This window comes from Novosphingobium sp. PhB57 (assembly GCF_004342985.1).
Taxonomy (GTDB): Bacteria; Pseudomonadota; Alphaproteobacteria; order Sphingomonadales; family Sphingomonadaceae; genus Novosphingobium.
Genome location: NZ_SMBO01000005.1, coordinates 211,872 through 225,713 on the forward strand (window position 1 = coordinate 211,872; position 13,842 = coordinate 225,713).

The following is a 13,842-nucleotide window of genomic DNA, read 5'->3' on the forward strand; positions in this document are numbered from 1 at the left end:
ATACCGTCATGAAGCAGGGCTTGCGCCAATCGATGGCATGGCTGCACACTTGGGTGGGGCTCGTTCCCGGATGGGTGCTCTACGTCATCTTCGTGTTCGGGACGGCAGCGTTCTTCCAGAACGAGATCGACGCCTGGATGCGGCCCGAACTCTCGTCCGGCACGCAAGTGACGCCGCGCGCCCTGGCCTCGGCAGATGCGGCTCTGCGGGCGCGGGGGGCGGGCGCGGAGAGCTGGTCCGTTTCCATGCCCTCGCCCCGCGGCGGCAGCGGCCTCAGTCTCTCGTGGCGCATGCCGGGTGCCGACCGGCACGATCGGACTTCCCTGGTTCTGGACCCCGAAACCGGTCAGGAGATCCAGCTTCGCGAGACAAAGGGCGGTTTCTTCCTCTACCGCTTCCATTTCGATCTCCATTACATGCCGGTCAGTTGGGCGCGCTATCTCGTCTGCGTGGCGGCGCTCGCCATGCTGGTCGCGATTCTTTCCGGCGTGGTGACTCACAAGAAGATCTTCACCGACTTCTTCATGATGCGCTTCGGCAAGGGGCAGCGCAGCTGGCTGGACGCGCACAACGCCACGGCCGTGCTGGTCCTGCCGTTCCATCTGATGATCACGTATACCGGCCTTGCAACCCTGCTGTTCACGCTGATGCCCTGGGCGATCTCCGCCAACTTCCCGGACCGGCAGGAGTTCTACCGCAGCGTCTTTGCCTCCAGTCCCGAACGCGAAGCCAGCGGCATGCCTGCAGCCACGGTCCCGCTCGCACAGATGGTCGCCGCGGCAGGCCGGGAGTGGCGCGGCGGCGTGCCCAGCTACGTCGGCATCGACAACCCCGGAGACGCCGCCGCCACGGCCTCCCTCTACGCCCGCCGCGAAGACTGGAAAGACGACCGCCTCGATACACTCTACCTCGACGGCGCGAGCGGCACGGTCCTGCCCTCCACCCGCGCCGCGCCCGGCGGCGCCACGGCAACCCACCGCGTGATGGTGGACCTACACACCGCCTGGTTCGCCGGCTACGGCCTGCGCTGGCTCTACTTCCTTTCCGGGCTCGGCGGCACCGCCATGGCCGCGACCGGCCTCTGCCTGTGGTGCGTCAAGCGGCGCGCCAAGTTGCCCGACCCCGCCCGCCCCCACTTCGGTTTCCGACTGGTCGAGCGACTGAACATCGGTTTCATCGCCGGTGCCCCGCTCGGTATCGCCGCCTATTTCATCGCCAACCGGCTGCTGCCGCAAGCCATGGCCCACCGCGCGGACTGGGAAGTCAACGCGTTGTTCATCGCCTGGGGCGGCTCCCTGGTCTGGGCGTTTTCGCGTCCGGCCAAGCGGGCATGGGTCGAAACGCTGGCCGCCTGCGCCGCGCTTTTCGCCGCCGTGCCACTGCTCAACCAAATGACCACCGCGCGCGGGCTGCTCCAGAGCCTGCCCAGCGCAGACTGGACTTTCGCAGCCTTCGATTTGACCATGCTGGCCCTGGCCGCAGGCTTCGCCTTCACGGCCCGGAAGGTCGCCAGCCACAAGCCCCGTCCGGCACCGGCGCGCAAGCAGCGCCCCCCTGTGGAGGCCGCCGCATGATCCATTTCGCCACGGCGCTCCTTTCGCTGGCTGGCTTCGCGCTCCTGCTTATGGCGATGCCGCGCCATCAACAGGACTGGCTGCGACGCAAGTTGCCGCCAGGCACGAGCCGCCTGCTGAAACTGGGCGGACTGGCCCTGCTCGCGGCCGGCTTCGCCCTGGCAGGGCAAGGCCTGGGCTGGGGCTACGGCACTGTCGCCTGGTGCGGCTGGCTGTCGGCCGGCGCCGCCATCACCCTCACCGCCCAGACCAATCGCGAGCGCATCCTTGCCCGGTGGCGCCGATAATGGAACCGAAGGACCCCGTCATGCCCAAGGCCGTTTCCCGCCTTTCCCTATCCGGTGCCCGCTTGCTCATGCCCGGCGAAGCCGCCCGCTACCGCTGGTCGGTAGCGGCGCGAACGCTGGCAGGAACGCTGGGCGCCTATGGCGTCACCGCCCTTGCCACGGTTGCCCTCTCCCTCATTCTGGCTGCGTTCGGCATGAACCGGGCGGAAGCCGTCACGGCCGCGACCCTGGGGAGCTACGCCCTCTTCGCCGTCGTGGCCATGACCGTGTTCCACGCGAAAAGCGCCCTGCGCGCCTGGCTCGGCCTGACCGCGGCAGCCCTGCCGCTGATGCTTCTTGCCCGGCTGCTGATGCCGGCTGCCTAGCTCCTCCTCTAGAGCGCCTCGATCCTCTCCGGCATCAGTCTGCCGAGCATCAGGTCGCGAAAGGCGATCCAGTTGCCCTTCATGCGTCCGGCACGGTCAATCCACGGTTCGGGTTTGAATGTCTTGAGATGATTGGCCAGCACGTTGCGCACGATCAGCCTCGCCGCAAAGCTGCGCGACATCGTGCCCTTGCGCACCAGATAGAGCGGATTGACGACTTGCGAATAGCCGAGCCGGACGCCCGAAGTACGGCCATATTTCACGCCCTGATGCACCCCGGAAAAGGCAAAAGTCTTGACGATCCGCCCCCGCGACGACAGCGAGGCGGCGAAGTCGACGTCTTCCTGCCAGCCGTAGAGCCGCAACCGCTCGTCGAACCGGCATGAGCCAATGGCCGAGGCGCGAAAGACCATGTTGCAACCGTAGAGCCCCTCAAGGCTGGTGACGATGCAATTGGGGCTGAAGTCTTTCTTCTCGTGCCCGGCGATCAGGTCCCTTGCCAGTTCGAAGGATATGCCGGGCCCCTTTATGCCATCGCGAATGACATTGCCTGTCGCCCCCACGACTTCCGGATGAGCGGCAAAGAACCGCTTGATCCGATCGACACTGTCCCTCGAGGGCACGAAATCGTCATCGTAAAAGACGATGAGATCATAGTCGTCCGCCAGCCAATCCAGCGCGCGGTTCCGCTGGGCGCAGAGTCCCTTGCTCCCACGAAGAACGTGCAGATCCTGCCGGCCGTCATAGCCTTCGGGAATGTCTCCTTCGCCAACGACCGAGAACACCAGCACATCGGGCGGGCAGGATTGCTCCAGCATGAGCTGGTGCATCTGCGCCACGAGTTGCGGCCGGCCAAGGCTGGCCACCACGACAGCCACGCTGAGATGCTCGCCATCGTTGATCGCATTCATGCGCTCGCTCTCCGTTTTCCGGCCCTTGCTCGGATCGTCAGCACCCAGCCATCGGCACGACTTTTGGCGCATCCGTTCGATTTGAGCCCCAGGCCGAGGCCAGCCCGGGTTCCTTCTCCGATCGGCAGCTGCTCTGCCATGAGGCGATCCTGCCATTCCGCAAAGCTGCAACGACCTGTCACGCCGTAAGCTCGTCAACGTTGCGCAGAATCCGCGCGGGCACGCCGCCCACCAGAGTCTTGGGCGGTACGTCGCGCACGACGACAGCGCCCGCGGCAACCACGGCCCCGCGTCCTATGGTCACCCCCGGCAGGATGATCGCACCCGTACCGATCCAGACGTGATCCTGCACCACGACCGGTGCCGTCACCGGCGCCCTGCTGCGGCCATCTTCGAAGGCAAGTTCATGCGAACTCGTCTCGAACGACACGTTCGGTGCGATTTGGGCGAACCGCCCGATAGTAACGCCGCCCTTCCCCCCGAACCGGACGTTGGTGTTGAGGAACGACCGCGATCCTATCCTCACCTGCCCGCCCGTGCCCGGCGGCGTAATCCTGACCGGCCCCATCACGATCACCTTGGGCGACAGCTTCAGGCCAGCCCATCGAAGCGCCTCGTGACGCGCCCGCGTGCCGATCCGCCCTTGCGGCAGATGGTTTGCAAGCCACAGGAAGATCGCTTCCCTCCACATGAACGCATCCCTTTGAGATTGCCCGGAATTGAGATCGTCGGGAACGGAGAATATCGCGCATCAAACTCGCTCGACCGAAAGGCACGAGCGCGCCGCGAACCTGTCCCTTCCCCGCAGCGACGACAAGAGGTGGATAGCTCCACTACCGTTGCATCGATGCGCAGATCGATCCGAAACGGCGCAGCGCCCCTCTATTGCCCGCGGCCCTGCCCTTCGGCCTCCGAACCTTGCGAGACCGGTTGCAGCGGCGCCTCTTTCAACCCTTCGAAATTCAGCGAATACTCCAGTTGCACCCGCGCCACCGGCACGGAACCGTGGCTTGCCAGCCGGTCCAGCGGTTCAAGCAGAGGGCGTAGCGGCAAGCCCGCCAATCTTCCGCTCCAGCGCAAGCGACTGTCCGGATCATAAGGACGCTCACGAGAGAACATGCCGATTGTCAGAATGCCGGCGTCGCGCAGCACATCGACGCGCAGCACGTAAGCCTCGGCCCGCGCCTGGACAGCCGCCGTCCGTGCCGACAGCAAGTCGTTCGTCACGTCCAGAACGTCTCGGAGAGTGCGAATTCCCGCCGTCTCCTGCCGCTTCACGCCCTCCACCGCGCGCTCGGCGGCGGACACTGCGGCGTCGAAGCGCGGCAGCGACGCCTGGGCCGCCTCCAGCAGCGCCCAATCGGCAGCAAGCTGCTCGCGCATGTCGCGCCTGGCCTGCTCCACGAATTGCTGATCCGCCAGGTTGCGGTCCTTCGCCGCGCGCAAGGCCGACGACATTTGGCCGCCGCTATAGAGCGGCATCGTCAATCGCACCCCGGCCGAGACCGCCTCTTGCCGATAGCTGTTCTGATAGGGCGTGATCGGTGCGCGCAGCGCGGACGCATAAGCGCCGACCTGCGGCATCATTTCGGCCCGCGCCGCCGCGACGGCAGCGCGGGACTGAACCTCGGCGAACTTAAACGCCGCCAGTGACGGGCTGTACGCCTCCCCCTCGGTATAGAGCGTCTCCAATACCGGCAGGTCGGGCAAGGCCGGCACGGGCAAGAGTTCGTCCGGATAGTGACCAACAAGGTTCCGATAGCGCGCGGCACTCGCCTGAACGGCCGCCCGCGCGGAAATGACGCGCCCCGCTGCCAGTTCGAGCCGGTTCAAGGTCTGATCGACATCCGGCGCCGTGGAATCGCGCAGGCGATAGCGCGAAACCGTCTGGTCGCGCTGCCGGAGCAGCAGATCATAGATCTCCGCAGCCACGCCGTTGAGTTCCATGTCGCGCTGCAGGAAGACATAGGCCGTCACGACATCGGCAATCGTCCGCTGGCTGGCCTCCTCCAACCGCGCGCGAACGGCAAACTTGTTCGCGGTAGCAGCATCGACCGCCGCGGACAGCCTTCCGGATGTGAAGAGCGGCTGCGACAATGCCAGCTCGCCCGTGGTGCCGAAGCCCTCGTCATGTACGGGAAAGACGCCGCCACGAATGCGCGCATCCGTATATTCATGCTGCACGGACAGGCTCAGGCTGGGCCCATATGCTGCATGGGCATGATTGACGCCTTCGTCCGCAGCGCTGCTCATGTCACGCGCGCCCACCAGTGCCGGATTGTTTCGATAGGCGTCTCCCAACGCATCCTCCAGCGTCTCCGCATAGGCGCTGTGACCGCCGCCAAGGCAGAGGACAGCCAGCAGCCATGGGCTTTTACTCCACTTCTCCAAGTATTACCCCCTATACATGGCATGATCCTGCGCGTCGCTCACAGTGGAACGCGCCAAAACTGATCTAATCCGACTGGAGGTCTACCCGCCGCCCTGTTCTAATGCAGCGAGAGATAGTTCCAGACAGGACACAATTGCGTGAGGCTCACTCGGCGCAGTCGGCCGCCGGGATCTCCGCGGGGAAATCGGCGATGCAAGGTTGGGGTGAAAAGATGCGTTCCGAACCAAGGGCGGGATCGTCCTGCAGCAGGGCAGGAAGACCATGACCATTTTCGCCATCCGCCTTTCTCCCGAGCTTGCGGCCGCTCTGGCGCCGCTCAAGAAGGCCCTCGTGCCGGTTCTGGCAATCAGCAGCATCTACAACGTGCTGCTCCTCTCCGGCTCCTTCTTCATGCTGCTGGTTTACGACGATGTGCTTCCCAGTCGCAGCGTCCCTTCGCTTGTCAGCCTGCTGGCGCTGGTGATCGTGGCTTATGGGTTCCAGGCCCTGCTCGACGTGACGCGCGGACGCATCATGGTCCACCTTGGATCTTTCTTCCTGAAATCGGTGAGCAACCGGGTGCTCGACGTGATTTCCCGCTACGAACTCTCCCGCGGCGCCATGCCCCAGGGCACGCAGATCGTGCGCGACGTGGAAACCGTGCGCGCCTATCTCTCCGGGCCAGGGCCGCTTGCCATTCTCGATCTGCCCTGGATCCTCGTCTATTTGCTGGTGCTCAGCGTGTTCCACTGGAGCATCGGCCTGCTCTCGCTGGCGGGAGTCGGCGTCCTGGTCGCTCTGATGCTTGTCAACAACCGCATCACGGCGCCACTGGCGCAAGCCACCATGCGAACCTCGGCCAGCCGATACGGCCTGGCGGAGACCACGCGGCGCAACGCCGAAACGCTCAAGGCCTTGGGCATGGCGAGCGCCCGCCGACAGCAATGGGATGTGCTGGAGGCCGAATACCTCCAGGCAAACGACCGGTTTTCGTACATTTCAAGCACGCTCAGCGGCCTGACCAAGTCCTTCCGCATGTTCCTGCAATCGGCCACACTGGCACTGGGCGCCTTCCTCGTGATCGAAGGCAGCGCAACCGGCGGCGTGATCATCGCGGGCTCGATTCTTTCGGCCAGAGCTCTGGCGCCGGTGGAGCAGGTGATCTCCAACTGGAAGGGCATGATTGCCGCCCGTCTGGCGCTCGCGCGGATGAAGGAGCTCTTCGAAGCGCTGCCGAACAGGATCGAGCCTTTGGGTCTCCCGCAGCCCCAACGCGATCTCGAAGCGAAGGCCGTTACGGCAGCCCCACCCGGCTCGCAGCGCATCACGCTGGCGGAAGTGTCCTTCACGCTATCGGCCGGAGACGCGCTGGCCGTCGTCGGTCGCAGCGGATCGGGAAAGACCTCGCTGGCCCGCGTGCTCTGCGGGATCTGGCCAGCGCTTCGCGGTTCGGTGCGGCTCGACGGTGCGACGCTGGATCAATGGCCGGCAGACCAGATCGCGGACATCGTGGGCTATGTGCCCCAGGCTATCGAATTGTTCGAAGGCACGATCGCACAGAATATCGCCCGCTTTCGGGAGCCGCCGGACCGCGATGCCATCATCCAGGCAGCGCAGGCGGCGGATTGCCACGAACTGATCGTCCGCCTGGAGGGCGGATACGATTACAGGATCGGCCCACAGGGCGGGGGCCTGTCTGCGGGGCAGCAGCAACGCATCGCGCTTGCCCGCGCCATTTACGGAAACCCCTTCCTCGTCATCCTCGATGAGCCGAACAGCAACCTCGATCACGAAGGCGAAGCGGCATTGGGCACGGCGATCAAGGGCATTCGCGAGAGAGGGGGCATCGTGATCGTCGTCGCGCACAGGCCCAGCGTGGTTGCCAATGTCAGCCACATCATGGTGATGAACGGCGGCCGCATCGAACGCTTCGAAACGCGCGCGGAATTCGAAAAGCGCATGCGGCCGCCTCGCCCGCTGGAAAAAAGCGGAGGCCCTGAGGCGCCGAGCGCAGGCGCCCGAAACCACCTTACCCCGTCGAATATCGAGGCAGCGACTGAAAGCCCCGCCGTTGTCGTGGAGATCAAGGAATGATCCCCGCCACGCATCCGCTGCACCCTGCCCCGCGCCCTCTCGCACTTTCGCAGACTGCTACATTCGCTGCGGATCCTGGACTGTCACAACTTGTCCGCCTGGGCCTGATCTCCATCGCCGTATTGGTGCTGGGCCTTGGCGCGTTGATCACCTTCCTGCCGATGGCTGGCGCGGTGATCGCGCCGGGCGAAGTGACGGTGGAATCGCACGTTAAGGAGCTTTCCCACCCCTTCGGCGGCGTGGTCGCGCAAATCCTGGTGAAGGACGGTGATGCGGTGCGCCAGGGGCAGCCCCTGATCCGACTCGACAGCAGGGTTTCCGGTGCCGTGGCGGAATACACCGGGCTCAGCCTGAACCAGCTCCTAGCCAAGGCGGCGAGGCTGCGCGCGGTTCAGGCAGGCACCGGAGACATCGACTTTCCCCGGGAGCTGGAGGACAAGCAGGCCGGCGACCCCGGTGTCCGCACGATCCTGGCGGACGAGCGCAGCAGCTTTCGATTGGCCAATGCGGCAAGACGCGACCAGGTGGGCCAGCTTCGTGCCCGCATCGCGCAGACTCAGGCCGAGATCACCTCGTTCAACAGCCAGGCCGGCGCCTATCAGCGTCAGTCCGCCCTGGTTCGGCAGGAATTGCAGCAGACCCGCGAACTCTACGAAAGCAGGCTGACGACGCTGGACCGGCTCAATGCGCTGGAGCGATCTGCAGTGGGCGTGGAAGCGCAGCAGTCCACCGCCCGATCCGGCGTTGCCGAAACCTGGGCCAGGATTGCCGAGCTACGCGCCCAGATCGTCTCGGTGGAAAGCACCGCCCGCAGCGAGGCAGCGCTTGAACTGGCGCAAGTGCAAGGCGCCATCGCGGATCTTCGCAAGGAGAGCGTGGCCGCCAGCGATCAGAACGACCGAACCGTAATCCGCGCGCCGCAGGACGGAACTGTCGACAAGCTGCAGACGCGGACAATCGGCAGTGTGGTGCGCGCCGGAGAAACATTGATGGAGATCGTTCCTTCGCACGATCACCTGGTCGTTCGTGGCCATGTCCGCCTGACCGACATCGACAAGGTATCCAGGGGGCAAACGGCACACTTGCGCTTCACGGCGCTGAATGCCCGCACGACGCCCGAGCTGGCAGGAAAGGTCACGCAGGTTGCCGCCGATCGCACCGTGGACACGGCCACCAACAACACTTTCTATCCGGTGACTATCGCCATTTCGGACGCAGAATTTCGCAAACTTGGAAACGCGCGCATTTCCGTGGGTATGCCGGTCGAAGTGTTCATTCAGACGGAACAGAGAACCATTCTGCAATACATAATTCGCCCCCTTTCGGATCAATTCAGACGCGCACTGCGAGAGTAATCGCGTATGAAGGATGCAAGGTTTCACTGGGGAAGTCTTTAGAATTTACCCAGTGAAGACCGACCGTTCCTATAGCTGTTCAACACTGCCTCTCAGCACTTTCCCAAATCCATCGCCCGCCAAACCGCTCCCTTTGCAGGGCGCTACTTCCGAACGCGGGCAAGCTCCGCATTCGATGCGCTTGCATGAAACAAGGCCCCTGTTGATGCGCCATATGATCGGAGGCCTGGTAACGTGCGGCATGGCGCTATGGCCGAACCTGTCTTTCGCACAGGCCATAGGTTCCGGCACGTCGATCGTCATTTCGCCCCAGCTCGATCGAGACGATGCTGCCGGCGCGCGCGTCGAACCCGAACTTGTCCCGCAGCCCGTTCGCGCCGGAGTTTTCGCTATCCAACCAATCGTCTCGGTGGTCGGCGGCTATTCCAGCAACGTGTTCAATCGCCGCGACGCACGATCCGATGCCACGCTTTTCGTGATGCCCGCCCTCCGTGTGACCACGGACCTTGCTCCGCATCGTCTGGACTTTCGCGCAGGCAGCACCATCCGCCGTTTCGCAAGGTACAGGTCCGAGAACAGCGAAGAGTTCGACTTGGCCGGTGAGGCCGATGTGGAATTTACGAACCATGGCCTGATTACCGCCTCCGCCAGTGTCGCGCATCTCATAGAGCCGCGCAGCAGTGTCGGCACCGCGGTTGACGCCGCGGAGCCGGTAAGCTTCCAGCGCCTGGACGGGTCCTTCGGTCTCGACCTGAGCTTCGGCAGTTTCCGCCTTGCCCCCTCTGCGGGCTACCAGCGCCTGACTTACGATCCCTTGTCACTCGAGGGCGGCGCAAAAGTCGACGAGTCCTTCCGGGATACGGAAGCCGCCCGCGGAACCGTGAGGATCAGCTATGACTTCTCGGACCTTGTGTCCGGTTTCGCGTCGGGATCGGTCTCGGATATTCGCTCGACCGCTTCGGCGAAGGATGTTCGCCGCGACGCGCGCAGCGTCTCGGCCCTTGCCGGACTGAAGGGCGCGCTGACGCCGCTACTCTCCGGCGAGATCGCGGTGGGCTATCAGTCACGCCGCTACGAGCTACCGATCTATCGCGACTTTTCCGGTGTCACCTTCGCCGCCGACCTGCAGTGGTACGTAACCCCCCTGATGACGCTCCGCCTTGAGGGTGATCGCTCGTTCCAGAACAGCGGCTACCGGGAAGTTGCAGGCATCCTTAACGACAGGGTGTCGCTGACCGGATACTATGACCCCCTTCGCAACTTGCGCGTCGCCCTGTCGGCCTCTTACGAAAGAGGACAGTATCGCGAAGTCGACACCCGCACAGATCGGACGACACTTCGCTTCAATACCGAGTATCGGCTCGGCCCGCGGCTGTCGTTCGGCGGATACCTCACCTTCATTCGGCAAGCCGTCCATGGAACGCCGCTCGTCAGCGCATTCACCTCCGCGAGCGCGGGGATCGGCATCTCGGTAACGCCATGACCCGCCATTGCAGCAAGGAGTGCATTGCTTGAACCTTCCCACGATCTACCAAGCGTCCGGCGCGCTCCCTCAGGTTTTTCCAGAATCGGCCAGCTCTTATCGCTATTCCGAAGATCAGATCACTGTGCGCACCCTGTTCGCCATGCTGCGGCGAAGGCGGGAAGCGTTCTTTCTGACCCTGGCCATATCGGTTCTGGTCGCCCTGCTCTGGACCACGGCGCTGCCGCGCACATATTCCTCTGCGGCAGACGTCGTGATGATCACGGCACCGAAGCAGGTCCTGCCGCATGATCCGGAAGAAAGCGGCGTCCCGCCCCTCGTCCGGTCGGAGGATGTGGAAACCCAGATCCAGTTGATCACCTCGCGCCAGATGGCCGCTCAGGTTCTCGAAGCCACCGGCCTTCTCCGGGATCGGGACTTCGCCGAGGACGTTGCGGCGCCGCGTTCGGCGCTCGACAACCTGCTCGCCTCGATGGGCTTCGGGCGAAGCACGCGGCTTCCGGTGCTTTCGTCGGCGGTCTTGCGCGAGGAATCGATCACTTATCTGCTGAAGCACCTGAACGTTGCGCGGATCGGCGATTCCTTCAATCTCCGCATCTCGTTCACGGACTCCGACGCCGCAAGGACCGCAAGCGTCGCCAATGCCTTCGCGAAACTCTACACCACCGACGATGCACGAGAACTCGCGCGGAACAACGCCACCGCCGCGCAAGTCCTGAAAAGCCGCGTGGACGAATTGCGCAGGGTTGCGAACGATGCCTTCGCCGCGGTGCAGAGCTATCGCGTTCGCAACGGTTTGCTCAGCTCGGCGGCCACCAGCCTGACCGAACAGGAAATCTCCACCTACAACCAGCAGATCGCCCAGGCCCGCGCGGAGGCCGCGCGCGATACCGCCGCACTGTCCAGCGCGCGCCGCCAGCTGCATTCGGGCGGGGCGAACGATGTGGGCCAAGGCGTCAATTCCTCCGTCGTCACGTCACTGCGAAGCGAACGAGCGCAATTGGTCATCCGGGAGCGGGATCTGTCGCAGCGCTATTTCGACAGCAATCCGGATCTCGTCACCGTCCGCCAGCAGGTCGCGGATATCGACCGCCAGATCGCTGCCGAGGTCTCGCGATCGATCAGGGCCCTGGAGAGCACCGCCGATACCTCCGCCCAGCGCCTTTCGTCCCTGCTCGCCAGCCGCAGCGGCACGCGCTCGCAGCTCAGCGCGGATAACTCCGCACTCGTGTCGCTGGCTGATCTGGAGAAGCGCGCCGAAGCGACCCAGGCGCTCTATCAGTCGTACCTCCAGCGTTACAATGCGGTGGTCGCTGGAACCGGATCGGAGCAGCCCACGGCGAGGCTGGTGTCCTCGGCCAATGTCCCGCTCCTGCCGATTTCGCCCAGCCTGCCGATGAACCTGGCGCTGGGTCTTGTCCTCGGCGTACTGGCGGGTGCCATGCTGGCGGTCCTTTCGGAATTGTCCTATCGCGGCTTCACCACGCTGGACGATGTCGAGAACCGCCTTGGAGTCCGGGCACTGGGCTTCATTCCTGCGCATCGCTCTGTGGAACCGCATGGAGGGACGCCGCTCGACACCGTCCGGGAACATGCGAACGGCGCATTCTCGGAATCTCTGCGCAATGTGATCGTTTCGGTCCGCCAGACGGCAACCCGCTCGGGCAAAGTCATTGCGATCACGTCGGCCCTGCCCGGTGAAGGCAAATCGACCATCGCCTCCTGCCTCGCCCGTTCGCTGGCCATGGCGAACGAACGTGTCGTCGTCGTTGATTGCGATGTCATCCGCGCGCAATTGAGCAAGCAGTTCGGGCTCAACCAGGGCGAACCGGGCCTTTACGAAGCGCTGCATTCGGAAAGCCGGGACATCGCGCATTACCCGGACCCGGAATCGCCCTTGCGCATCATTCCGATTACCCGCGCCTTCCCCAAGGGTGAGCGCCTGACCGAGCAGGGCCGCCTGCACCGCGTCGTCGCCCGTCTGCGCGAGGAGTTCGACGTGATCGTGCTGGATTGCCCCCCCATCCTGCCCATCGCGGAATCGCGCGAAATCGTCTCGCGTACCGACAGTGTGGTTCTGGTGGTGCATTGGCGCAAGACGATGGACCGGGTGGTCAAGGCCGCAGTCCGCCAATTGCCCGCACGCGCCATCAAGGGCCTGGGGATCGTCCTCAACAAAGTGGACATGAAGAAGCAGGCACGCTTCGGCGGCAGCGACATCTCCAGCTTCTATAAGGATTATCGGGGCTATTATTCATGAACCGCATGGCTTCGCAATTTGGCCGCGTGGCACTGATCCATTATTGGCTGGTGTCGATGCGCGGCGGAGAACGCGTGCTGGAGCGCCTGCTCGATCTCTTCCCCCAGGCCGATGTCTTCACCCACGTCTACGATCCGGACCGCGTGTCGCAGAAAATTCGCGCGGCGAAGGTCCGGCAGACGTTCATCGGCGCCTTGCCGGGTGCCCGCAGACACTACCAGAAGTACCTCCCCTTCATGCCCATGGCGTTGGAGGAACTGGATCTTCGCGGGTACGACCTCATCATCAGCAGCGAATCCGGACCGGCAAAAGGCGTGATCGCCAATCCCGACGCGCTCCATCTCTGCTATTGCCACTCACCGATGCGATACTTGTGGGATCACTACCACGACTACAAGTCATCCGCCGGAAACCTGAGCCGATTGCTCATGCCATCGATGTTCCACCGTCTTCGGCAATGGGACGTCAGTTCGGCCAACCGGATCGACGGTATAGTGGCGAACAGCAGCTTCGTGGCGCGCCGTATCCGCAAGTCCTGGGGGCGGGACTCCGCCGTGGTCCATCCTCCTGTCGCCGTGGATGCGTTCCATGCCTCGCCCGAGATCACGGAACGCTATCTCTGGATCAGCCAGATGACGCCTTACAAGCGGGCGGACATCGCCCTGGAGGCCTTCAACCGATTGGGGGTGCCGGCGCTGATGGTGGGGGACGGCGAGATGTTCAAGGCCGTCGCCGCCAGGGCGGGGCCGAACGTGGAAGTGCGCCAGCGCTTGTCGTTCGAGGAGTTGAAGCAAGCCTATGCCACGGCCAAGGCGCTGGTGTTCACGCCTGAGGAAGACTTCGGGATCGTCCCGGTAGAGGCAAACGCATCCGGGCGCCCGGTCGTGGCTTTCGGGCGAGGCGGGGTGACCGACTCCATCGTCGATGGAGAAACCGGACTGTTCTACCGCGAACAGAGCGTCGATTCCCTGTGCGATGCCATTCGCAGACTGGAAGGCTGGCTTCCTTCCTTCCGGCCCGAAACCGCCATGAGGAACGCCCGCCGCTTTGCGCCGGACGTGTTCGATCGCGGCATATTGCAAGCGCTGGACGCGCTGCGTCCCTCTGTTGAACGCGTGGCCTGACGATGGCCGCGCCATTCT

At 64.2% G+C, this 13,842-nt stretch carries 11 protein-coding genes; 8 read left to right on the forward strand and 3 right to left on the reverse strand.

Translation table 11 applies throughout. The features are described from left to right. Window positions 1-8 precede the first annotated feature (8 nt). Genes EDF58_RS16330 through EDF58_RS16340 form a run of 3 tightly spaced genes read left to right on the forward strand, consistent with a single transcriptional unit; the run spans window position 9 to window position 2,226 of the window. On the forward strand, window positions 9-1,574 hold the full coding sequence (locus EDF58_RS16330; RefSeq protein WP_132267490.1) for a PepSY-associated TM helix domain-containing protein: 1,566 nt from the start codon (window positions 9-11) through the stop codon (window positions 1,572-1,574). Beyond that, window positions 1,571-1,861 (forward strand): DUF3325 domain-containing protein, encoded by a 291-nt coding sequence (locus tag EDF58_RS16335; RefSeq protein WP_132267492.1) that lies wholly within the window; start codon window positions 1,571-1,573, stop codon window positions 1,859-1,861. The genes EDF58_RS16330 and EDF58_RS16335 overlap by 4 nt, the downstream gene beginning before the upstream one ends. Before the next feature lie 20 nt (window positions 1,862-1,881). Further along, on the forward strand, window positions 1,882-2,226 hold the full coding sequence (locus tag EDF58_RS16340) for a hypothetical protein (RefSeq protein WP_243654309.1): 345 nt from the start codon (window positions 1,882-1,884) through the stop codon (window positions 2,224-2,226). A gap of 8 nt (window positions 2,227-2,234) precedes the next feature. Here EDF58_RS16340 and EDF58_RS16345 read toward each other — a convergent pair whose 3' ends face one another. From EDF58_RS16345 to EDF58_RS16355, 3 genes are all read right to left on the reverse strand, one after another. Continuing rightward, complete coding sequence (locus tag EDF58_RS16345) at window positions 2,235-3,137, reverse strand: glycosyltransferase (RefSeq protein WP_132267493.1); 903 nt, start codon at window positions 3,135-3,137, stop codon at window positions 2,235-2,237. 178 nt (window positions 3,138-3,315) lie between these two features. Then, window positions 3,316-3,828 (reverse strand): acyltransferase, encoded by a 513-nt coding sequence (locus tag EDF58_RS26650; RefSeq protein WP_165921454.1) that lies wholly within the window; start codon window positions 3,826-3,828, stop codon window positions 3,316-3,318. A 191-nt stretch (window positions 3,829-4,019) separates the two neighbouring features. Continuing rightward, entirely contained in the window at window positions 4,020-5,528 is a 1,509-nt protein-coding gene (locus EDF58_RS16355; protein WP_132267496.1) for a TolC family protein, read from the reverse strand. Window positions 5,529-5,790: 262 nt separating this feature from the next. On the opposite strand from EDF58_RS16355, the gene EDF58_RS16360 reads away from it, so the two are divergent. From EDF58_RS16360 to EDF58_RS16380, 5 genes are read left to right on the forward strand one after another with little or no spacing between them, the layout of a single operon-like run. Next, a complete protein-coding gene (locus tag EDF58_RS16360; RefSeq protein WP_132267498.1) occupies window positions 5,791-7,602 on the forward strand; it encodes a type I secretion system permease/ATPase in 1,812 nt (603 codons plus the stop codon). Continuing rightward, the gene (locus EDF58_RS16365; protein WP_132267500.1) at window positions 7,599-8,957 is read left to right on the forward strand and encodes an HlyD family type I secretion periplasmic adaptor subunit; all 1,359 of its coding nucleotides are present in this window, start codon (window positions 7,599-7,601) and stop codon (window positions 8,955-8,957) included. Before EDF58_RS16360 ends, EDF58_RS16365 begins: the two co-directional genes overlap by 4 nt. A 52-nt stretch (window positions 8,958-9,009) precedes the next feature. Beyond that, complete coding sequence (locus EDF58_RS16370; RefSeq protein ID WP_165921455.1) at window positions 9,010-10,440, forward strand: outer membrane beta-barrel protein; 1,431 nt, start codon at window positions 9,010-9,012, stop codon at window positions 10,438-10,440. 28 nt (window positions 10,441-10,468) lie between these two features. Next, window positions 10,469-12,700, forward strand: a complete 2,232-nt coding sequence (locus EDF58_RS16375) for a polysaccharide biosynthesis tyrosine autokinase (protein WP_132267504.1) — start codon at window positions 10,469-10,471, stop codon at window positions 12,698-12,700. Between the two features lie 5 nt (window positions 12,701-12,705). Then, window positions 12,706-13,824 (forward strand): glycosyltransferase, encoded by a 1,119-nt coding sequence (locus EDF58_RS16380; protein ID WP_347812896.1) that lies wholly within the window; start codon window positions 12,706-12,708, stop codon window positions 13,822-13,824. Window positions 13,825-13,842: the final 18 nt, after the last annotated feature.